The sequence below is a fragment of the Stenotrophomonas sp. Marseille-Q4652 genome (genome assembly GCF_916618915.1).
GTDB lineage: Bacteria > Pseudomonadota > Gammaproteobacteria > Xanthomonadales > Xanthomonadaceae > Stenotrophomonas.
Window position 1 is genome coordinate 2,311,009 of record NZ_CAKAKE010000001.1, and the last position, 19,542, is coordinate 2,330,550.

A 19,542-nucleotide genomic window follows, 5' to 3' on the forward strand; every position below is an offset into this window, starting at 1 on the left:
TATAATGCGCGGCTCACCTACCGGGCCTGCCCGGTCTACTTGTGTCCGGAGATTCCATGCCCAGCGTCAAAGTCCGCGAGAACGAACCTTTCGAGTTTGCGCTCCGCCGCTTCAAGCGCACCTGCGAAAAGGCCGGCGTGCTGGCCGAGACCCGCAAGCGCGAGTTCTACGAAAAGCCGACCCAGGAGCGTAAGCGCAAGGCTGCCGCCGCCGTCAAGCGCCAGCTGCGTCGCTCGTCGCGCGACGTCACCAAGCGTCAGCGCCTGTACTGATCGGTCGCAGCTCCTGAATGGGGCTTGCGCCTGGCGCACAGTCCCATGAAGGGGGTAAAAGCCGGCACGCGCGAGCGTGGCCGGCTTTTTGCGTTCCTGCGTTTCCCGGCAGGCCGGCCCTGCCCTCCTCCTGATGACGAGGTTTCCCATGAGCCTGAAACTGCAGCTCAGCAACGACATGAAGGCCGCGATGAAGGGCGGCGACAAGCACAGCCTGGGCGTGATCCGCCTGATCAACGCCGCGATCAAGCAGCGCGAGGTCGACGAGCGCATCGAGCTGGACGACGCCGCCGTCATCGCCGTGCTCGACAAGATGGTCAAGCAGCGCAAGGACTCGGTCACCCAGTACGAAGCCGCCGGCCGCGAGGACCTGGCCTCGGTGGAGCGCGAGGAGATCGTGGTGATCGAGCGCTACCTGCCGGCCAAGATGGGCGAGACCGAGATCCTGGCCGCGGTGCAGGCCGCGATCGCCGAAACCGGCGCCAGCAGCGCAGCCGACATGGGCAAGCTGATGGGCGTGCTCAAGCCCAAGCTGGCCGGCCAGGCCGACATGGGCCTGGTCTCCAGGCTGGTGAAGCAGGCACTGGCCGGCTGATCCCGGCCGCTCCTGCGGTGCGAAAGGCCCGCCACCCGGCGGGCCTTTTCGTTTGCGGCCTGCGCTGCCGCCCTTTCATCCCACCTTGCGCGCGCAGTTGCTAGAACACGGGCGACTTCCGCCTTGACTGGTCGCATGGCCCCTCGCCTTTCGCCCCGCCTGCAACGCTTCAGTGATCGCGCCCAGCACAGCCTGCCGGTGGCGCTGGTGCGGCGTTTCGTCGAGATCGACCTGATGACCCAGGCCGCCTCGCTGTCGTTCTACGCGCTGCTGTCGCTGGCACCGCTGCTGGTGCTGCTGCTGTGGCTGACCGCCTCGCTGTATCCACCGGCGCAGCAGTCGCTGATCGACCAGATCGCGCAGATGGCCGGACACAACGCCGCGGCCGTGGCCGATACCGTGATCGAGAACGCCACCGACCAGCCCAGCGTCGGCTCGCTGGCCGGGCTGTGGAGCACGGCGCTGCTGTTCATTGGCGCCACCGTGGTGTTCGCCCAGCTGCAGGGCGCGCTGAACCTGATCTTCCGTACCGACGCACAGCGCCTCAACGGCCTGCTGGCGTGGCTGAAGAAACGCGTGTTCTCGCTGGGCGTGGTGCTGGCGCTGGGCTTCCTGCTGATCATCTCGATGATCGCCACCACCGCGCTGCAGGTGGCCTTCGCGCGGATGCCCTCGATCCTGCCGGCGATCGGCTACCTCACCACCCTGCTGCTGTATGCGGCCGCGTTCGCCTTCCTCTACCACTACCTGCCCGACCGCCGGGTGGAATGGAAGCAGGCCATCCTTGGCGGGATCATCACCGCGGTGCTGTTCGCGCTGGGCCGCTACCTGATCGGCCTGTACCTGGCGCAGGCCGCGCCGGGCAGCGCCTACGGCTCGATGGGCGCGCTGGTGCTGCTGCTGATCTGGCTGTACTACGCGATCCTGGTGTTCTTCGCCGGGGCGCTGATCACCGCAGTGATCGACGAGCGCGCCGATGCCCGGCACCTGGCTGCGGCCGAAGCCAGCGGATCAGGCCCGGAAGCCGTGGACGCGCCTCCGGATCCGCCGAGTACGCCGTAAGACGCAGTGCCTGCATCCGGCCACGCGCTTGACGTCCATGGCATCCTATCGGCCTGCCATGCCCCGCCTGCTTCCCGCCCCCGTTCCCGCCTGCGCTGCCGTGATTGCTGGCGGTCGGCGCGCGTGCGCGCATCGAGACGGGGGACGCTGAGCATGGCCAGGATCCCCGACGCCTTCATCGACGACCTGCTGGCCCGCACCGACATCGTCGAGGTGGTCGGCTCGCGCGTGCCGCTCAAGCGCCAGGGCAAGGAATACTCGGCGCGCTGCCCGTTCCATGACGAGCGTTCGGCCTCGTTCACCGTGTCGCCGACCAAGCAGTTCTACCACTGCTTCGGCTGCGGGGCGCATGGCACCGCGATCAGCTTCCTGATGAATTACGACCGCCTCGAATTCCTCGATGCGGTGGACGAACTGGCCAAGCGCGTGGGCATGGAAGTGCCACGCGCGGAGAACCCGCGCAGCGCCCAGCAGCAGGACGACAGCCGCGACCTGTACGCGGCGGTGGAGGCGGCCAGCCGCTTCTTCGTCAAGCAGCTGGAGGGCAGCGACAAGGCCCGCGCCTACCTCGACCAGCGTGGCGTGGATGCAGACAACCGCGCGCGCTTTGCCATCGGCTACGCGCCCGACGGCTACAGCGCGCTGAAGGATGCGCTGGGCAAGGACGAGCGGCGGATGAAGCTGCTCGAACGCGCCGGCCTGTTCTCCAAGAACGACCGCGGCCACGTCTACGACAAGTTCCGCGACCGGGTGATGTTCCCGATCTTCGACCGCCGCGGCCGCGTGATCGCCTTTGGCGGCCGCGTGCTCGACAAGGACGACGGTCCCAAGTACCTCAACTCGCCGGAGACGGCGTTGTTCCACAAGGGCCGCGAGCTGTACGGCCTGTGGCAGGTGCGCCAGGCCAACCAGAAGATCGAGCGGCTGATCGTCGTCGAGGGCTACATGGACGTGGTCAGCCTGTTCCAGTTCGGCGTCACCCAGGCGGTGGCCACGCTGGGCACGGCCACCACGCCGGACCATGCCGAACTTCTGTTCCGCAACGCGCCGGACGTTTACTTCTGCTTTGACGGCGACAACGCCGGGCGCAAGGCCGGCTGGCGTGCGCTCGAATCGGTGCTGCCGCGCATGAAGGATGGCCGCCAGGCCTTCTTCCTGTTCCTGCCCGATGGCGAGGACCCGGACACCATCGTGCGCAAGGAAGGCGCCGAGGCCTTCAATGCGCGCCTGAAGCAGGCCACGCCGCTGTCACAGTTCTTCTTCGACGAGCTCACCCGCGAGATCAACCTGGCCACGCTCGACGGCAAGGCGCGCCTGGCCGAGCGGGCAAAGCCGATGCTGGCGCAGATCCCCGACGGCGCCTTCGGCGACCTGATGAAGCAGGAGCTCGCCCGGCTCACCGGCGTCGGTGCCGCACAGCCGGCACAGCCGCAGTCGCGCCCCCGACCGGGCCGCCAGGTCGCCCCGGTGCAGAAGCGCAGCCTGGTGCGCGCGGCCATCGCCATCCTGCTGCAGCAGCCTTCGCTGGCGCTGGGCATCGATGGCCATCGCGCCCTGTCCGGCCTGCGCCTGCCCGGGATCGAGCTGCTGATCGAGCTGCTGGAGCTGGTGCAGCAGCGTCCGGAAATCACCACCGGCGCCGTGCTCGAGCATTTCACCGGCCGCGAGGAACAGGCCGCGCTGCACAAGCTGGCGGCGATCGAACTGCCCGGCGACGAACAGGCCTGGGCCCAGGAACTGCACGACGCGATGCTGCAGATGGAAAAGCAGCTGTTGCAGCAGCGCCTGGAGGAGCTGCAGGCCAAGCAGCTGCAGCAGGGCCTGGATGACACCGACAAGTACGAACTGCGCGAGCTGCTGAAGGCGCGCGCGTCCCTGGGTTGAGCCCGCACATGATCCGCATCCTGCTTGCCCTGTCCCTGTTGCTGACGACCGCGTTGGCCCACGCCAGCGGCGCACTGCCCTTCGCCCAGCCGCGCCCCGGCCTGCACACCGGCGGCCAGCCCAGCCGCGAACAGCTCGCCAGCGCGGCGGCCAGCGGCGTGCGTACCGTGATCGACCTGCGCGGCGCCGACGAGGCACGCGGCTATGACGAGGCGGCCGAAGCCCGCCGCCTGGGCCTGGCCTACGTCACCCTGCCAGTGGCCGGCGGCGAGGACATCACCCTGGCCAGGGCGCGGGCGCTGCAGCAGCTGCTGGCCAATGCCGAGGGCCCGGTGCTGCTGCATTGCGCCTCCGGCAACCGCGTCGGCGCCCTGCTCGCCCTGGCCGCCGCCGAGGACGGCGCCAGCGATGACGCCGCAATGGAGCTGGGCCGCAAGGCCGGGCTCGGCTCGCTGGCCCCGACGGTCGAACAGGTCCTGCAGTCGCGGGGACAGGCGTGATGGCGCGGCGCCTGCCGCGTCCGGACAACTTCACCCTCGCCCTGCTGGCGACCATCGCCCTGGCCTCGCTGCTGCCGGCACGCGGCGGTGCGGCGGTGGCGCTGGACCAGGTCAGCGACATCGCCATCGCCCTGCTGTTCTTCCTGCACGGCGCCCGCCTGCCGCGCCAGGCCATCGTCGCCGGACTGCTGCACTGGCGCCTGCACCTGGTCATCCTTGCCTGCACCTTCGTGCTGTACCCGCTGCTCGGCCTGCTGGCGCAGCCACTGGCCAACGCGCTGCTCACCCCGGAACTGGCGCTGGGCATGCTGTTCCTGTGCGCCCTGCCGTCGACCGTGCAGTCGTCGATCGCGTTCACCTCGATGGCCGGCGGCAATGTCGCCGCGGCGGTGTGCAGCGCCTCGCTGTCCTCGCTGCTGGGCGTGTTCCTGACGCCGTGGCTGATGACGTTGCTGGCCGGCAGCAGCGGCGCGATGGCCAACCCGCTGCAGGCGGTGGGCAAGATCATGTTGCTGCTGCTGGCCCCGTTCGTGCTCGGCCACCTGCTGCGGCCGCTGATCGGCACCGCGGTCGAACGCGCCCGCCCGCTGCTGCGCTGGACCGACCAGGGCACGATCCTGCTGGTGGTCTACGCCGCCTTCGGCGCGGCGGTGGTCGAAGGCCTGTGGCGACAGACGCCCCTGCCGGCGCTGGCCGGTACCGCCGTGCTGTGCGCAGTGCTGCTAGGCGTGGCGATGCCACTGGTGGCGCTGGTCGCGCGACGGGCAGGCTTCAGCCGCGGGGACCGCATCGCGGTGTTGTTTTGCGGCACCAAGAAGAGCCTGGCCACCGGCGTGCCGATCGCCAAGGTGCTGTTCGCCGGCGGCAGCCTCGGCGCGATCGTGCTGCCGATCATGATCTACCACCAGCTCCAGCTCATCGTCTGCGCGATGGTGGCGCAGCGCTACGCGCGCAAACCGTAGGAGGGCACCCTGGTGCGCGATGAAGCTTTGCCCGGCAAAGCCTCACCCGACTCCCCACATTACACATGGTGAATTCAACTCTCGATCGCAATACCCAAGGTTGTGAACCAGTGACCTGATGCCATGAAAAGGGCGGCATGAGCCGCCCCTTCTGACCACGTGATTCCATTCAAACAATCATTGCAACGGACAATCTTCGACAAGGAAAATAACCTGAACTTCATTACCCCCCTTCCCGCCACAAGTGATTAGCATTTTACCGTGGCATGCAGAATTCCCTTCAACTGGCACGCCATCCGCCTCCAGCTTCCCGTTACTACAGGTATATTCAACTATGGATTTTGCTCCGACCAAATTGGCCACGGAGACAGCAGTAGCCGTCAGGGCAGATATTTGGGGGTAAAGTGTCGCCGCATCCGCCAAAACGAGTTGCCCATCTGCCGTCACTCGAACATTTCCCTTCAGATCAACGACACGTGGATCACCGTTCTTTTCGGCCCGGTACTCCGCCAATTCGGCAGACGCTTTCAGCCTGTCCGAAGCGTTGATCGTTGCTGCAGTCATGACTACCTGCCCACTGTGTTCGTCAAACGAAACACGTGTCCCAGAGGCAAACTCCCCAGCCTGCATGGATCCTGAAAAAATCATTGCTGCTACAAAAACAACTGCCCTCATGTTTTCGTTCATTTCATCAGCCTCCAATCTTGCTCGTGCGGTTTTATTTCCACTTACCAGCTCACATGCAACCCGTCAAGTCAAGCCACGCTACACCCAGGGCAGCAGCCAGTGGTCCACCAGCAGGAAGGCAAACAGCGCCATCAGGTAGACCACCGAGTAATTGAACATCTTCATGTTGAACAGCTCGTCCGGCGGATCGAGCATGCGCCAGGCGTACCAGAGGAAGATCGCGTTGAGCACCGCGGCGCTGCCCAGGTAGAACCAGCCGCTCATGCCCACCACGGTCGGCATCAGGCTCACCACCGCCAGCGCGATGGAATAGAACAGGATCTGCCGGCGGGTATGCGGCACGCCGTGGGTCACCGGCAACATCGGGATGTCGGCCTTGGCGTAGTCGGCGCGACGGAAGATCGCCAGCGCCCAGAAGTGCGGGGGCGTCCAGATGAAGATGATCAGCACCAGCAGCGAGGCGTAGGCCCAGTCCGAGGGACCCTGCATGCCGGTGATCGCCGCCCAGCCGAGCAGCGGCGGGGTGGCACCGGCCAGGCCGCCGATGACGATGTTCTGCGAGGTGGCACGCTTGAGGTAGACGGTGTAGATCACCGCGTAGCCGATCAGCGAGGCGAAGGTCAGCACCGCGGTCAGCACGTTGACCCACAGCACCAGGATGGTCATCGACAGCGCGGTCAGCACGCCGGCGAACACCAGCACCTGGCGCGGCGTCACCGCACCGACCACCAGCGGGCGCCACGAGGTACGCGCCATCTGCGCGTCGATGCGGGCATCGAGCAGCTGGTTGATCGCGGCCGCGGCCGAGGCCGACAGCCAGATGCCGATGAAGCCCAGCACGCCGGCCTTCACCTGCTCGGCGGTCGGCAGGCCGGGCACGGCCAGGAACATGCCCACCAGCGCGGTGAACACGATCAGGGCCACGACCCGCGGCTTGGTCAGGTCCCAGTACTGGCGCACGCCGGGCGACACGGCGTTCATTCCGGAGCCCGCAGGCGCGCCAGCAGCGACACCAGCACGAACAGCAGGGCCACCGCGCAGCCGGCGTGGGCCACGGCCACACCCAGCGGCAGCGCCAGCTTGACGTTGAGGATGCCCAGGGTGACCTGCACCGCGACCAGCAGGCCCAGCGCGCTGGCCCAGCCACGCAGGCCGGGCACGCGCAGCATGCGCGCCGACACCACCCACAGGTACAGCGCCACCACCACCGCGAACATGCGGTGCGCCATCTGGATGGCGATGCGCGAGGCGCCGTCAAGCACGCCACCTTCGTAGTCCACGCCGATGCCACGCCACAGGGTGAAGCCCTCGGCGTAGTTCTGCATCGGCCACCACTGGCCCACGCAGCGCGGGAAGTTGTTGGCCGACCACGAACTGCCGCCGCAGGCGAGCGCCGCGTAGTTGGCACTGACCCAACCGCCGAGCGCGATCTGGGTGACCAGCAGCACCACCCCAGCCAGCAGCCAGCGCCGCATCACCGGTGCCTGCACCAGGGTGATCGGCATGTTGGTGGCCTTCCACGCCATCCACGCCAGGCAGCCGAACATCGCCATGCCGCCGAGCAGGTGGCCCATGACCACGGCCGGCTTGAGCAGCCAGGTCACCGTCCACATGCCGAGCAGGGCCTGGAACACGACCACCGCCAGGGTCAGCACCGCCACCCGCGACAGGTCGCTGTTGGACCAGCGCCAGGCTGCGACCAGCAGGATCCCCTCGCCCACCACCGCCAGCACGCTGGCTTCCACGTGCTTGCCGAGCATGTACATCGGGATTGCCGCGGCCACCAGGCTGCAGGCAGCCACCACCTGGGCCACGCCATGGCGACGGCGGCGCGCGGCCATCAGCGACAGCAGCAGCACCTCCACGCCAAGCGCGCCAGCCAGAAAGCGGTGCACCTGCTCACGCCAGGCCTTGTGGGTCTCCAGCGGACGGATCTCGCTGGCCACGTGCTGCAGGGCTTCGGCCTGGGTCTGCGGCCAGGTGACGCGGCCATAGCAGGTCGGCCAGTCCGGGCAGCTGAGGCCCGCATCGGACAGGCGCACGAACGAGCCGAACATGATCGTCGAGGCGGTCATGATCAGGGCGAACCATGCCAGGCGATGGAAATTGCGGTGCGGCGCCGGGCGCGCGTGGGAATTCATCAGGCGACTCACTTCAGTTTCAGCAGCTTGGCCAGGTCCGCACGCAGGCCGGCCGGATCGAATCCGGGCGCGTAACGCAGGATCACGAAGCCATTGGGATCGACCACGTACACCGGCAGGCCGGCAGGGTCGTCGACACCGGGCAGGCTCGCCCGCAGTGCCGGCTGTGGCGACAGGGGCCGCAGCGCCGGCATGCCGGCGGCGGAAGCGGGCACAGTGCCCAGCCACAGGATGTCGACATTATCGGCGTTGTGGCCCAGCAGCTGCCAGACCTTGTGCAGATCCTGCGACAAAGTGACGCACGCCGCAGCGCACTCGCCGGCCGGTGCCACCAGCACGCGCCAGCGCCGTTCGGCCGGTTCCCACGCATACGCGCTGCCGTCGGCCAGGGTCGGCGCGAGCTGGCGCAGGTCGGCCGGCGGCGCGAGCATCTGGCCGTGGTTGCGCTGCCCCTGCGGCTGCCAGCCGGAGAAACGCAGCAACCCGGCCAGCGCCATCGAGCCGAAGAACAGCGCGAACAGGGCGACCAGGGTCCAGCGCCCGCGATTTCGCCCCTGGGGCGCTTGGGAGACGGCATTCATGTGCGGCATTTTCTCATGGGTGGCGGCTCAGCGCCGACGCCGCTGTCGCCACTCCAGCAGCACCGCGATCACCAGCACCGCGATGGCCAGCCCGAACCACTGCACCGCATAGCCGAGATGGCGCGCGGGCGGCAGGGTGTTGGGCAGCATTGCCAGGTCGCGGGCATGGCCCAGCGCGATGTCCGGATCCAGCCGCAACACCTGCCCGGACATCGGACCGGGAACCTGCAGCTCGCGTGCGATGCGCGGGAAATCCAGCCGCACCGCCAGCCAGGTATCCGCACCGGTGGCCTGCATCGATTCGCCCATCGCCACTCCGGCCGCGGGCGCCGGTGCCAGCAGCCCCGACAGTTCGTGTTCGCCACTGACCGGAGCCACTGCCGGAACGCGGCGATCGGCCGGCATCGGCAGCCAGCCCAGGTCGACCAGCACCCAGTGGTTGCCGCCTTCGGCGAGGAACGGCTGGTACACACGGATGCCGGCGCGGCCCTCGCGCAGCTGGTTGTCCAGCAGCACCTGCGCGGCGAGGAAGCGCCCATGGCCCTGCACCCGCTGCAGGCGCGGTGGCCCGTCCAGCGCAGCGGCCAATCCCACGGGGGCACTGGCCATGGCGCTGCCGGCCTGCGCCAGCAGCGCCTCCTTGCCCAGCTTGCGCTGCAGTTGCCAGGTGCCGAGGGTGCAGAACAGGGCGATGGCGAGCATGGCCAGCGACCAGCCGACCAGCCGCGTGTGCTGGCGCATCATGACAAGCACGCGCAAACGCGGTCAGATGGCGTGGCCCACCCCGCCTTCGAGCCGCGCATGAATGATTCGCTGAAGACCCTGCTGGTAATCGCGTTCTTGATCGTCATCGTCTGGAATCTGGGAGCAGGGCTGTACTACCTGCTGGTCGACCGTGGCCAGACCAAGCGCACGGTCAACGCCCTGACCCGGCGCATCGCCCTGTCGGTGGCGCTGATCCTGCTGGTGATCGTGGGCATCTACAGCGGCTGGATCAAGCCGCACGGCGTCGGCGGCTGACGTCCCTGCCCGCCCGGCGCGTGTGCCGGGCGGTCCGGCGTGCGCTTACAGGACGTAAACGAACAGGAACAGCATCAGCCACACCACGTCGACGAAGTGCCAGTACCACGCCGCGGCCTCGAAGCCGAAGTGGTTGTCGCGGGTGAAGTGCCCGCGCAGTGCCCGGAACCACATCACCAGCAGCATGATCGTGCCCAGCAGCACGTGCGCGCCATGGAAGCCGGTGAGCATGAAAAAGGTTGAGCCGTAGATGCCCGAGCCCAGGGTCAGGTTGAGCTCGCGGTAGGCGTGGATGTATTCCTCGGCCTGGAAGAACAGGAACACCGCGCCCAGCGCGATGGTGGCGCCCAGCCAGACCAGCAGCCCGCGGCGGTTGCCGGCCTTCAGGGCATGGTGGGCAATGGTCAGGGTGATGCCCGAGGTCAGCAGGATCAGCGTGTTGAGCAGCGGCAGGCCCCACGCCGGGATGGTCTGGAAGCTGCCACCGATCGCCCCCGGGCCGTTGGTCGGCCACGCGGCGGAGTAGCCCGACCACAGCAGCTCGTTGGTCATCACGCCGTCGCCAGTGCCGCCCAGCCATGGCAGGCCGAGATTGCGGGTGTAGAACAGCGCGCCGAAGAAGGCGCCGAAGAACATCACCTCGGAGAAGATGAACCACACCATCCCCATCCGGAACGAGACGTCGACCTGGCGGTTGTAGTGGCCGGCCTCGGACTCGCGGATCACATCGCCAAACCACAGGAACAGGGTGAACACCAGCATCGCCACGCCGATGGCGAAGGCCCACGGGGCCCAGCGGGCATCGTTGAGCCAGCTGGCGACGCCGACCATCAGCACCAGCATCGATATCGAACCCAGGAATGGCCATTTGCTGTGGCTGGGCACGAAATAGACATTGGCGTCGGGCGAGTTCTGGGCCATGGCGTTGGTTCCGGGTCCGTGATCAGGGAGCGGCGTGGCCGGCGTTGGTGGCCGCGGAAGCCGGCGCCAGCTGCAGCGACAGCGCATCGTTCTTGTAGAAGGTGTAGGACAGGGTGATCGTGTTCACGTCGGCCGGCAGGTCCGGATCGACGATGAAGCGCACAGGCATCTCGCGTGTCTCCCCTGCCTGCAGGGTCTGCGCGGTGAAGCAGAAGCATTCGGTCTTGCTGAAGTAGCCCGAGGCCCGCGCCGGCGCCACCGACGGTACCGCGCTGCCGACCAGCGCGCGCTGGCTGTCGTTGCGGGCGTAGTACAGCGCCTCGTTGAGCTCGCCGGGCACCACGTCCATGGTCAGCTGTTCGGGGTGGAACGCCCACGGAAGTTTCGAGTTCACCCCGCCATCGAACTCCACCCGCACCGTGCGCTTGCCGCTTGCCACGGCCGCTGCGGCCTGCGCCGGCCCGCGCTCCAGGCGGATGCCGAACACCTTCTCGCAGGCGATGCGGTACAGCGGCACCAGCGAGAAGGTCAGCAGGAACACGCCCACCACCACCGCGGCCATGCGACCGAGGCCGGCCGTACGTCGCGCGGTGCCTGCCGGCGTGCTCATCGGCCGATCACCCCGGACAGGATGAAACCGAGGTAGACCACCAGCGCGATCGCGCCGGCCACCAGCGCGGTGCGCGAGGCGCGGCGGCGGCGCAGGGCCATGTCATCGAAGGGCGGGCGCGGTCCGGTCATGCGCGGCGCCTCAGTGGGTGATGTCGTCATGGGCCAGGTCGCCCGGGCGGATCACCGGCGGCACGGTGAAGGTATGGGCCGGGGCAGGCGACGGGATGGTCCACTCCAGACCCCTGGCGCCTTCCCAGGCGCGGTCCGGTGCATCGGCGGGTTTGCGCAGCGAGGCCAGCAGCACCGCGGCCATCATGAACGGCGTGGCGAACATGCCGAACGCGCCAATCGAGCTGATCAGGTTCCAGTCGGCAAACACCGGGTTGTAGTCCGGGATACGGCGCGGCATGCCGGCCAGGCCGAGGAAGTGCTGCGGGAAGAACAGCAGGTTGACGAACACCATCGTCCACCAGAAGTGGAACTTGGCCCAGAACTCGTTGTACATGCGCCCGGTGAACTTGGGCCACCAGTAGTAGACCGCCGCGATCAGCGCCAGCACCGCGCCGGTGACCAGCACGTAGTGGAAGTGCGCCACCACGAAGTAGGTGTCGTGGTACTGGAAGTCGGCCGGCACGATGGCCAGCATCAGGCCGGAGAAGCCGCCGATGGTGAACAGGATGACGAAGGCGATCGAGAAGAGCATCGGAGCCTCGAACGTCAGCGAGCCGCGCCACATCGTCGATACCCAGTTGAACACCTTCACCCCGGTCGGGATCGAGATCAGCATCGTGGCGAACATGAAGTAGATCTCGCCGCCCAGCGGCATGCCCACGGTGAACATGTGGTGGGCCCAGACGATGAAGCTCAGGAAGGCGATCGCCGCGGTCGCGTAGACCATGGCCTGGTAGCCGAACAGCGGCTTGCGGCTGAAGGTCGGGATGATCTCGCTGACCACGCCGAAGGCGGGCAGGATCATGATGTAGACCTCGGGATGGCCGAAGAACCAGAAGATGTGCTGGTACATCACCGGGTCGCCGCCACCGGCGGCATTGAAGAAGCTGGTGGCGAAGAACTTGTCGGTCAGCAGCATCGTCACCGCACCGGCCAGCACCGGCATCACCGCGATCAGCAGGAAGGCGGTGATCAGCCAGGTCCAGCAGAAGATCGGCATCTTCAGCAGGTCGATGCCCGGGGCGCGCATGTTGAGCACGGTGGCGATGATGTTGATCGCGCCCATGATCGAGCTGATGCCGGCCACATGGATGGCGAAGATGGTGAAGGCCACGTTGTAGCCGCCCTGCAGCGACAGCGGCGGATACAGCGTCCAGCCGCCGGCCGGTGCGCCGCCGGGCAGGAACAGGGTCAGCAGCAGCATGGTGAAGGCCACCGGCAGCAGCCAGAACGACCAGTTGTTCATGCGCGGCAGGGCCATGTCCGGCGCGCCGATCTGCAGCGGGATCATCCAGTTGGCCAGGCCGACGAAGGCCGGCATCACGCCGCCGAAGATCATCACCAGCGCGTGCACGGTGGTCATCTGGTTGAAGAATTCGGGACTGACGAACTGCAGGCCCGGCTGTGCCAGCTCGGCACGGATGACCACGCTCATCGCCGCGCCGATGATGAACATCACGAAGGAGAACAGCAGGTACAGCGTGCCGATGTCCTTGTGGTTGGTCGAGAAGAACCAACGCTCGACGAAGCCCTGCTTGTGGCCGTGATGATCGGAGTGTTCGACTGCGGAATGGGACATCGCAACTACACCTCTTTATCGATTTTTCGTGCCGCACCATCCGGTGCGGATGCACATCAGGCGTCGGTCGAGCCGGCGGCAGCGCCGGCCCCGGGGGCAGGTTCGGCGTCGGGGCTGGGTTCCGCTGCCGGTTCGGCCGCGGGCTCGGCCGATGCCGGCTTGCGCGCGGCCAGCCAGCGCTGGAATTCGTCCTTGGGCAGGGCCTCGACCACGATCGGCATGAAGGCGTGGTCCTTGCCGCACAGCTCGGCGCACTGGCCGCGGTAGACGCCCGGGACCTCGATGCTGGTCCAGGCCTCGTTGATGATCCCGGGGATGGCGTCCTGCTTCCAGCCCAGCGCCGGCACCCACCAGGCGTGGATCACGTCATCGGAGGTGATGACGAAACGCACCTTGGTATCGACCGGCAGCACCAGGCGGTTGTCCACGTCGAGCAGGTAATGCGGATGGGAATCCAGCGTCGGCCGCTCGCCACTCTGGCGCATGCGGTCGGACTCGCGGTCCAGGCGACTGGTGAACTGAACGCCCTCGCCCAGGTACTCGTACTTCCACATCCACTGGTAGCCGGTGACCTTGATGGTCATCTCCGCATCGCGGGTGTCGTACATGGCGATCAGCTTGGCCGTGGCCGGCCACGCCATCACGATCAGGATCAGCACCGGGATCACGGTCCAGATCACTTCGGCCTTGGTGTTGTGGCTGAAGGTGGCGGCGACCGCGCCCTTGGACTTGCGGAACTTCACGACCGCCACCGCGATCGCGCCGAACACCAGCAGGCCGATCACCACGCAGACCCACAGCGCGACCATGTGTGCTTCCCAGGCCATGCGTGCGGTCTGGGTGACGCCGCGCCCCATGTTCAACTGCCATGCCTTGGGATCAGCCGCCTGGGCCCACGCCATCGGCGTTGCCAACATGGTCGATACCAGCATCCCCAACGAACCGAACTTCCTACCCCAGCTGCTGCTTTGCTTCATTTCCTAGACCCTTGGCGTCATCGGTGGCAGCCATTGCTGGCTGCAAGCAAGCTTTCCAGAGTCCGCGCCAGTTGCTGGCGTTCGGCTGGCGCGAGGAAGCTCCCCACCTCCACCTGCCGCCCGCTGGATACCAGTCGGACCGTCTCGTCCCCGGTGACCAGGCGCACCCAGTAAGGGTGTGCGCGGAACGCCGGGGGCTGGCCGTGTGCGAGGGTGACTTCCACGCAGTCGGGCCCTACCCGGATCTCTTCCCTGCGTTCGCCGCTGCGCCAGGTACAGCGCAGCGCGGCGGCCACAAGAAAGCTGTGCAGCAGCGCGAAGAGCGGAGCGAAGACGTTTCCGGAAAGCCACCCCAGGCCAGCCGTGAACCACATCGCACCCGCCAGTGCGGCGAACAACAGGACGAACTGCCGGGCTGACAGCGCCCGTGGGGGACGCAGCCGCAGCCGCGCACCTGACCCATCCGGAAACAACCGAAGCATCTCGATCATGTCGCAACCGCGTTCATGCCGCGGGAAACGCGATCGATGGTAGCCCCGGTCACCGACCCCGGCAAGCTCCGGTTCATGCAGAAAAAATGCTGCGATGCACCAAGCGGTTCGCTGCTTTCTTCAATCATCATGACGAATCCGGCACAAAGTCACGGCGCAACCGAAATGGCTGGGTTCTGCGCTGCTTTCCAGTGGTTTTGACCGCCCAGAAAGACCAGGAAAATCGCTTTCGGAGCCAGCGATCCGACTAAAATGGCCAAGTTTCCATCCGGCCCTGCGCATGAACGCACATCCTTCTCCAGCCCCTGCCACGCATGTGTCAGGCAACGACACTGCCGCGTTGCTTGCGCGTGATCTTCCGCCTGTTCCAGGCGCATTCCGCCAGGCCATCACCGATGCCTGGCTGAAGGACGAAACCAACCACGTGCGCGAACTGCTCGAGCAGGCGCGCCTGCCAGCCGACCAGCAGGCGCAGGTGCAGGCCACTGCCGCCGACCTGGTGCAGCGGGTGCGCGCCCGCGCGAAGAACCAGGGCGCGATCGAGGCGTTCATGCGCCAGTACGACCTTGGCAGCGAGGAAGGCGTGCTGCTGATGTGCGTGGCCGAGGCGCTGCTGCGCATTCCCGACCAGGAAACTGCCGACAAGCTGATCCGGGACAAGCTCGGCGACGCCGACTGGAAGAAGCACATGGGCCAGTCCGAATCGGTGCTGGTCAACGCCTCGACCTGGGGCCTGATGCTGACCGGCCACCTGGTCGACCTGGCCGATGCCACCAAGCGCGACGTGCATGGCGCGTTCAAACGCCTGATCGGCCGCGTCGGCGAGCCGGTGGTGCGCCTGGCCGTACGCCAGGCGATGAAGATCATGGGCCACCAGTTCGTCATGGGCCGCACCATCGACGAGGCGCTGGCACGCTCGCACAAGGGCGACAACGCCAACTACCGCTATTCGTTCGACATGCTCGGCGAAGGCGCGCTGACGATGAAGGACGCGCAACGCTACCTGGAGGATTACCGGCGCGCGATCCGCACCATTGGCAAGGACAACCTTGCCCATGGCGGCGGCGAAGGCGGCGACGTCACCACCGCGCACGGCATCTCGATCAAGCTGTCGGCGCTGTACCCGCGCTACGAGCACGCCCAGCGCAAGCGCGTGATGCGCGACCTGGTGCCCGGCGTGCTCGAGCTGGCGCAGCTGGCAAAGTCCTATGGCATCGGCTGCACCGTCGACGCCGAGGAAGCCGATCGCCTGGAACTGTCGCTGGACATCATCGAGGCGGTGGTGACCGATCCTTCGCTTGAGGGCTGGGAAGGCTTCGGCGTGGTCGTGCAGGCCTACCAGAAGCGTACCCCGTACACGATCGACTACCTGGCCGACCTGGCCCGCCGCATCGGCCGCAAGCTGCAGGTGCGCCTGGTCAAGGGCGCGTACTGGGACGCGGAGATCAAGCGCGCGCAGATCGAGGGCCTGCCGGGCTACCCGGTGTTCACCCGCAAGCAGAACACCGACGTGTCCTACCTGGCCTGCGCCAGGCGCCTGTTCGGCCACGCCGACGTGTTGTACCCGATGTTCGCCACCCACAACGCGGCCACCATCGCCGCGGTCCGGCAGATCGCGTGCGGCCGCACCTACGAGCACCAGAAGCTGCACGGCATGGGCGATGACCTGTATGCCGAGGTGATCCCCGCCGACCGACTGGGCGTGCCGTGCCGCGTGTACGCGCCGGTCGGCTCGCACGAGGACCTGCTGCCCTACCTGGTGCGCCGCCTGCTGGAAAACGGCGCCAACTCCAGTTTCGTCAACCGGATCACCGACGAGGACGTGTCCATTGACGAGCTGATTCGCGATCCGGTCGAAGCCGTGTCCTCGTTCGCCTCCATCCCGCATCCCAAGATCCCGCTGCCGGTCGACCTGCTGCGCAGCCAGAACCATGACAGGAACAATTCCATGGGCGTGAACCTCGCCAACGACAACGCGCTGCGCGACCTCGCCGGCCAGCTCCATGCCGCCCTCGCCGCCGCCGGCCCCGATGGCTGGCAGGCCGCACCGCTGGTACCCGGTGCCAGCGCCACCGGCGCGAAGACCGCGGTGACCAACCCGGCCGACCGACGCCAGGTAGTGGGCCACTGGCAGGCCGCGGACAGCGCCACCGTGGAGAAGGCGCTGGCCAATGCCGTGGCCGCGCATCCGGGCTGGAACCGCACCCCGGCCGCCAGCCGGGCCGCGATCCTGGAGAACGCCGCCGACCTGCTGGAAGCACGCATTGCCACCTTCATGGCGCTGTGCGTCAAGGAAGCCGGCAAGAGCCTGCCCGACAGCGTGGCCGAGGTGCGCGAGGCCGTCGACTTCCTGCGCTACTACGCCAAGCTGGCGCGAGAGCAGTTCGGCCACGCCGAAAAGCTGCCCAGCCCGACCGGTGAGTCCAACGAGCTGCAGCTGCATGGCCGCGGCGTGTTCGTGTGCATCAGCCCGTGGAACTTCCCGCTGGCGATCTTCCTGGGCCAGGTGGCCGCGGCGCTGGCCGCCGGCAACAGCGTGATCGCCAAGCCGGCAGAACAGACCAACCTGGTCGGTGCCGCCGCGGTGAAGCTGCTGCACGAAGCCGGCATCCCCGAAGCGGTGCTGCAGTTCCTGCCCGGCGACGGCGCCACCGTCGGCGCGGCCCTGACCGCCGATGCGCGCGTGGCCGGCGTGGCCTTCACCGGCTCCACCGAGACCGCACGTGCGATCAACCGCGCGATGGCCGCGCGTGATGCCGCCATCGGCGTGCTCATCGCCGAGACCGGTGGCCAGAACGCCTTCATCGCCGACTCCTCGGCCCTGCCCGAGCAGCTGGTCAAGGACGCGATCGGCTCGGCCTTCACCTCGGCCGGCCAGCGCTGCTCGGCCGCACGCGTGCTGTTCGTGCAGGACGACATCGCCGACAAGGTGATGGGCATGCTGGCTGGCGCCATGGCCGAGCTGAAGGTCGGCAACCCGGGCGAGCTGTCCACCGACGTCGGCCCGGTGATCGACGCCGATGCGCTGAAGATCCTCGAGGAGCACGCCGCGCGCATGGACCGCGAGGCGCGCCTGATCGCCGTCGCGCCGATGTTGGAGGACACCGCCCACGGCACGTTCTTCGCCCCGCGCGCCTACGAGCTGAAGGAGCTGGACCAGTTGCAGCGCGAGGTGTTCGGGCCGGTGCTGCACGTTATCCGCTGGAAGGCCGACCAGCTCGATGCGGTGATCGACCAGATCAACGCCACCGGCTACGGCCTGACCCTGGGCGTGCACTCGCGCATCGACGAGACCGTCGAGCGCGTCGCCTCGCGGGTCAACGTCGGCAACGTCTACGTCAACCGCAACCAGATCGGCGCGGTGGTGGGCGTGCAGCCGTTCGGTGGCCAGGGTCTGTCCGGTACCGGTCCCAAGGCCGGCGGCCCGCACTACCTGCTGCGCTTTGCCACCGAGAAGACGGTGACGGTGAACACCACCGCCGCCGGCGGCAACGCGTCGCTGCTGACGCTGGGCGACTGAGGAAAACCGGTACCCAGTGATGCAAAAAACCCCGCGAAAGCGGGGTTTTTCATGTCTGCGCAGCCTTGGCCACAGGCCAAAAAAGAACCCCGCCGGAGCGGGGTTCCCTTGCAGCTCATGGAGCGTTCGATCAGAACTTGTAGTTGATCGAGGCAGCCAGGATGTCGCCGCCCACGTCGTACTTGCCCTGCAGCACGTTGCCGGTGGCGCTGGTGACGTTGATCGCCGGCGAGTTGGTGAACAGGTGGGTGTAGCCGAAGTTGAACTCGGTCTGCTCCGACGGGGTCCAGCCCAGGCCAATCGAGACCCACTTGCGGGTCACGTCCGGCACGCGCACGTCGCGGTGGGCGTAGCTGGTCGGGGACTCGTCATAGGCCAGGCCGCCACGCAGGGTGACGGTGTCGCTCAGCTTGTACTCGGTACCGATCGAACCGTAGGTGGTGTCGTCGTACTGGAACGACAGCACGCTGTCCGGCTGGTTGGAGGCGAAGTCCACGGTCACCTGGTCGAACGCGCTCTTCCACGCGGTGCGGCTGACGTCGGCCATCACGGTCCAGCGGTCATTGACGCGGTGGGTGACCGAGATGGTGGCCGAGGCCGGCAGGGTCAGGGTGGCCTTGCCGCTGCTGTCGGTGAACAGGCCGCTGGCCGGCTGGCCCAGGGCCACGCCGACGTTGGCCGGCACGGTGAAGTCACCGGTGCCGCCGGTGATCTTGTGCTTGACCTTGGAGCGGTAGCTGATGGCGATGTTGGTGTCTTCGCTCGGGCTCAGGGTCGTGCCCAGGGTGTAGCCGATGGCGTTGTTGTCGCCTTCGATGGTCACGAAACCATCAGCGCTGCCCGGGTAGAAGCCCTGGCCAGCGGCGGCCATGGCAGCCTGGTTGGCGATCGCGGCCAGCTGGGCCGGATTGGTGATGCCGGCGGCCTGGGCCTGGGCAACGGCGCGCTGCTGGGCCTGGCCATTGATCACCGAGCCCATGTCCAGGGCGTTGGAGATCTCCATGGTCAGGTGCTCGACGAACACCGAGGCGCCGAAGGACACGTACGGGTTGACGTCATACGAGAACGAGGCACCCAGGTCGATGGCCTTCAGGTCGGTGGTGACGCCGTGGTAGCGGCCCACCCAGTCGTTGTCGTATTCGGTCTTGAAGCCGAACGGCACGCTCAGGGACATGCCGAAGTGCATGTTGTCATCGCCCAGCGGCATGTAGAAGTACGCAGCCGGGACCGGCGCGATCATGCCGGCGTCGCCACCGTTGCCACCGGACACCGGGGTGCCGTTGGAGTTGCGGGCGCCGTACTTCTCGAAATCGGCCGAGAAGCTGATGGCGCTCAGGTCGGCCTGGAACTGGCGACCTTCGAGCAGGCGCATCGAGGCCGGGTTGGTCGCGACGACCGAGGCATCGCCCCAGGCGCTGGTGGAACCAGCGAACGCGCGGCCGAGGCCCTTGGCGGAATTTTCCTTCAGCTGGAAGGCAGCAGCGCTGGCGTCGCCAACAGCCAGGACACCGGCAATACCCACGGCCAGGGCGGTGACGCGGGCGATATTGGAAGCGATGGACATATG

21 protein-coding genes are annotated in these 19,542 nt (G+C 67.3%); 9 read left to right on the top strand and 12 right to left on the bottom strand.

The window, feature by feature from the left end:
• Positions 1–56 precede the first annotated feature (56 nt).
• The 6 genes from rpsU to LG380_RS10995 all read left to right on the top strand — a co-directional run bounded on the left by rpsU (position 57) and on the right by LG380_RS10995 (position 5,275).
• Positions 57–272: a 30S ribosomal protein S21 gene (gene rpsU, locus LG380_RS10970; RefSeq protein ID WP_002808376.1), complete on the top strand. Its 216-nt coding sequence runs from the start codon at positions 57–59 to the stop codon at positions 270–272.
• A 148-nt stretch (positions 273–420) separates the two neighbouring features.
• Complete coding sequence (locus LG380_RS10975) at positions 421–867, top strand: GatB/YqeY domain-containing protein (RefSeq protein WP_225765134.1); 447 nt, start codon at positions 421–423, stop codon at positions 865–867.
• 135 nt (positions 868–1,002) lie between these two features.
• A complete protein-coding gene (locus LG380_RS10980; protein ID WP_225765135.1) occupies positions 1,003–1,929 on the top strand; it encodes a YihY/virulence factor BrkB family protein in 927 nt (308 codons plus the stop codon).
• 153 nt (positions 1,930–2,082) lie between these two features.
• Positions 2,083–3,813, top strand: coding sequence for a DNA primase (gene dnaG / locus LG380_RS10985; RefSeq protein WP_225765136.1), 1,731 nt, complete (start codon positions 2,083–2,085; stop codon positions 3,811–3,813).
• 8 nt (positions 3,814–3,821) lie between these two features.
• A complete protein-coding gene (locus tag LG380_RS10990; RefSeq protein ID WP_225765137.1) occupies positions 3,822–4,313 on the top strand; it encodes a sulfur transferase domain-containing protein in 492 nt (163 codons plus the stop codon).
• Complete coding sequence (locus LG380_RS10995) at positions 4,313–5,275, top strand: bile acid:sodium symporter family protein (RefSeq protein WP_225765138.1); 963 nt, start codon at positions 4,313–4,315, stop codon at positions 5,273–5,275. The genes LG380_RS10990 and LG380_RS10995 overlap by 1 nt, the downstream gene beginning before the upstream one ends.
• A 177-nt stretch (positions 5,276–5,452) precedes the next feature.
• On the opposite strand, the gene LG380_RS11000 is transcribed toward LG380_RS10995, so the two are convergent.
• The 5 genes from LG380_RS11000 to LG380_RS11020 form a co-directional block, all read right to left on the bottom strand.
• Positions 5,453–5,962 (bottom strand): hypothetical protein, encoded by a 510-nt coding sequence (locus tag LG380_RS11000; protein WP_225765139.1) that lies wholly within the window; start codon positions 5,960–5,962, stop codon positions 5,453–5,455.
• Between the two features lie 78 nt (positions 5,963–6,040).
• Positions 6,041–6,943, bottom strand: a complete 903-nt coding sequence (cyoE, locus tag LG380_RS11005) for a heme o synthase (RefSeq protein ID WP_225765140.1) — start codon at positions 6,941–6,943, stop codon at positions 6,041–6,043.
• Positions 6,940–8,103, bottom strand: a complete 1,164-nt coding sequence (locus LG380_RS11010; RefSeq protein ID WP_225765141.1) for a COX15/CtaA family protein — start codon at positions 8,101–8,103, stop codon at positions 6,940–6,942. The genes cyoE and LG380_RS11010 overlap by 4 nt, the downstream gene beginning before the upstream one ends.
• A gap of 8 nt (positions 8,104–8,111) precedes the next feature.
• The gene (locus LG380_RS11015) at positions 8,112–8,684 is read right to left on the bottom strand and encodes a hypothetical protein (protein ID WP_225765142.1); all 573 of its coding nucleotides are present in this window, start codon (positions 8,682–8,684) and stop codon (positions 8,112–8,114) included.
• Positions 8,685–8,711: 27 nt separating this feature from the next.
• Positions 8,712–9,428 (bottom strand): SURF1 family protein, encoded by a 717-nt coding sequence (locus LG380_RS11020; protein ID WP_225766577.1) that lies wholly within the window; start codon positions 9,426–9,428, stop codon positions 8,712–8,714.
• Between the two features lie 57 nt (positions 9,429–9,485).
• Here LG380_RS11020 and LG380_RS11025 point away from each other — a divergent pair, with 57 nt between their 5' ends.
• A complete protein-coding gene (locus LG380_RS11025) occupies positions 9,486–9,704 on the top strand; it encodes a twin transmembrane helix small protein (protein ID WP_225765144.1) in 219 nt (72 codons plus the stop codon).
• Between the two features lie 45 nt (positions 9,705–9,749).
• On the opposite strand, the gene LG380_RS11030 is transcribed toward LG380_RS11025, so the two are convergent.
• The 6 genes from LG380_RS11030 to LG380_RS11050 are packed head-to-tail and all read right to left on the bottom strand — an operon-like array spanning position 9,750 to position 14,455.
• Entirely contained in the window at positions 9,750–10,625 is an 876-nt protein-coding gene (locus LG380_RS11030) for a cytochrome c oxidase subunit 3 (protein WP_225765145.1), read from the bottom strand.
• A gap of 22 nt (positions 10,626–10,647) precedes the next feature.
• Positions 10,648–11,235: a cytochrome c oxidase assembly protein gene (locus LG380_RS11035; protein WP_225765147.1), complete on the bottom strand. Its 588-nt coding sequence runs from the start codon at positions 11,233–11,235 to the stop codon at positions 10,648–10,650.
• Complete coding sequence (locus tag LG380_RS15850; RefSeq protein WP_263973780.1) at positions 11,232–11,366, bottom strand: hypothetical protein; 135 nt, start codon at positions 11,364–11,366, stop codon at positions 11,232–11,234. Before LG380_RS15850 ends, LG380_RS11035 begins: the two co-directional genes overlap by 4 nt.
• Before the next feature lie 10 nt (positions 11,367–11,376).
• Positions 11,377–12,987, bottom strand: coding sequence for a cytochrome c oxidase subunit I (gene ctaD, locus LG380_RS11040; RefSeq protein ID WP_225765148.1), 1,611 nt, complete (start codon positions 12,985–12,987; stop codon positions 11,377–11,379).
• 56 nt (positions 12,988–13,043) lie between these two features.
• Complete coding sequence (gene coxB / locus LG380_RS11045) at positions 13,044–13,964, bottom strand: cytochrome c oxidase subunit II (protein ID WP_225765149.1); 921 nt, start codon at positions 13,962–13,964, stop codon at positions 13,044–13,046.
• A 17-nt stretch (positions 13,965–13,981) separates the two neighbouring features.
• A complete protein-coding gene (locus LG380_RS11050) occupies positions 13,982–14,455 on the bottom strand; it encodes a DUF2244 domain-containing protein (RefSeq protein WP_225765150.1) in 474 nt (157 codons plus the stop codon).
• A 36-nt stretch (positions 14,456–14,491) separates the two neighbouring features.
• Here LG380_RS11050 and LG380_RS11055 point away from each other — a divergent pair, with 36 nt between their 5' ends.
• The gene (locus LG380_RS11055) at positions 14,492–14,656 is read left to right on the top strand and encodes a hypothetical protein (protein WP_225765151.1); all 165 of its coding nucleotides are present in this window, start codon (positions 14,492–14,494) and stop codon (positions 14,654–14,656) included.
• Between the two features lie 79 nt (positions 14,657–14,735).
• Positions 14,736–17,975: a bifunctional proline dehydrogenase/L-glutamate gamma-semialdehyde dehydrogenase PutA gene (gene putA, locus LG380_RS11060; RefSeq protein ID WP_225765152.1), complete on the top strand. Its 3,240-nt coding sequence runs from the start codon at positions 14,736–14,738 to the stop codon at positions 17,973–17,975.
• 130 nt (positions 17,976–18,105) lie between these two features.
• Here the strand turns inward: putA and LG380_RS11065 are convergent, their stop codons facing one another.
• The gene (locus tag LG380_RS11065) at positions 18,106–19,539 is read right to left on the bottom strand and encodes an outer membrane protein transport protein (protein WP_225765153.1); all 1,434 of its coding nucleotides are present in this window, start codon (positions 19,537–19,539) and stop codon (positions 18,106–18,108) included.
• Between the last annotated feature and the right edge of the window lie 3 nt (positions 19,540–19,542).

Excerpts from the sequence above, each read along its gene's own strand:
- rpsU (WP_002808376.1), top strand. The coding sequence starts at position 57 with ATGCCCAGCGTCAAAGTCCGCGAGAACGAACCTTTCGAGTTTGCGCTC.
- LG380_RS10975 (WP_225765134.1), top strand. The coding sequence starts at position 421 with ATGAGCCTGAAACTGCAGCTCAGCAACGACATGAAGGCCGCGATGAAG.
- LG380_RS10980 (WP_225765135.1), top strand. The coding sequence starts at position 1,003 with ATGGCCCCTCGCCTTTCGCCCCGCCTGCAACGCTTCAGTGATCGCGCC.
- dnaG (WP_225765136.1), top strand. The coding sequence starts at position 2,083 with ATGGCCAGGATCCCCGACGCCTTCATCGACGACCTGCTGGCCCGCACC.
- LG380_RS10990 (WP_225765137.1), top strand. The coding sequence starts at position 3,822 with ATGATCCGCATCCTGCTTGCCCTGTCCCTGTTGCTGACGACCGCGTTG.
- LG380_RS10995 (WP_225765138.1), top strand. The coding sequence starts at position 4,313 with ATGGCGCGGCGCCTGCCGCGTCCGGACAACTTCACCCTCGCCCTGCTG.
- LG380_RS11000 (WP_225765139.1), bottom strand. The coding sequence starts at position 5,962 with ATGAACGAAAACATGAGGGCAGTTGTTTTTGTAGCAGCAATGATTTTT.
- cyoE (WP_225765140.1), bottom strand. The coding sequence starts at position 6,943 with ATGAACGCCGTGTCGCCCGGCGTGCGCCAGTACTGGGACCTGACCAAG.
- LG380_RS11010 (WP_225765141.1), bottom strand. The coding sequence starts at position 8,103 with ATGAATTCCCACGCGCGCCCGGCGCCGCACCGCAATTTCCATCGCCTG.
- LG380_RS11015 (WP_225765142.1), bottom strand. The coding sequence starts at position 8,684 with ATGAATGCCGTCTCCCAAGCGCCCCAGGGGCGAAATCGCGGGCGCTGG.
- LG380_RS11020 (WP_225766577.1), bottom strand. The coding sequence starts at position 9,428 with ATGATGCGCCAGCACACGCGGCTGGTCGGCTGGTCGCTGGCCATGCTC.
- LG380_RS11025 (WP_225765144.1), top strand. The coding sequence starts at position 9,486 with ATGAATGATTCGCTGAAGACCCTGCTGGTAATCGCGTTCTTGATCGTC.
- LG380_RS11030 (WP_225765145.1), bottom strand. The coding sequence starts at position 10,625 with ATGGCCCAGAACTCGCCCGACGCCAATGTCTATTTCGTGCCCAGCCAC.
- LG380_RS11035 (WP_225765147.1), bottom strand. The coding sequence starts at position 11,235 with ATGAGCACGCCGGCAGGCACCGCGCGACGTACGGCCGGCCTCGGTCGC.
- LG380_RS15850 (WP_263973780.1), bottom strand. The coding sequence starts at position 11,366 with ATGACCGGACCGCGCCCGCCCTTCGATGACATGGCCCTGCGCCGCCGC.
- ctaD (WP_225765148.1), bottom strand. The coding sequence starts at position 12,987 with ATGTCCCATTCCGCAGTCGAACACTCCGATCATCACGGCCACAAGCAG.
- coxB (WP_225765149.1), bottom strand. The coding sequence starts at position 13,964 with ATGAAGCAAAGCAGCAGCTGGGGTAGGAAGTTCGGTTCGTTGGGGATG.
- LG380_RS11050 (WP_225765150.1), bottom strand. The coding sequence starts at position 14,455 with ATGATCGAGATGCTTCGGTTGTTTCCGGATGGGTCAGGTGCGCGGCTG.
- LG380_RS11055 (WP_225765151.1), top strand. The coding sequence starts at position 14,492 with ATGGTAGCCCCGGTCACCGACCCCGGCAAGCTCCGGTTCATGCAGAAA.
- putA (WP_225765152.1), top strand. The coding sequence starts at position 14,736 with ATGAACGCACATCCTTCTCCAGCCCCTGCCACGCATGTGTCAGGCAAC.
- LG380_RS11065 (WP_225765153.1), bottom strand. The coding sequence starts at position 19,539 with ATGTCCATCGCTTCCAATATCGCCCGCGTCACCGCCCTGGCCGTGGGT.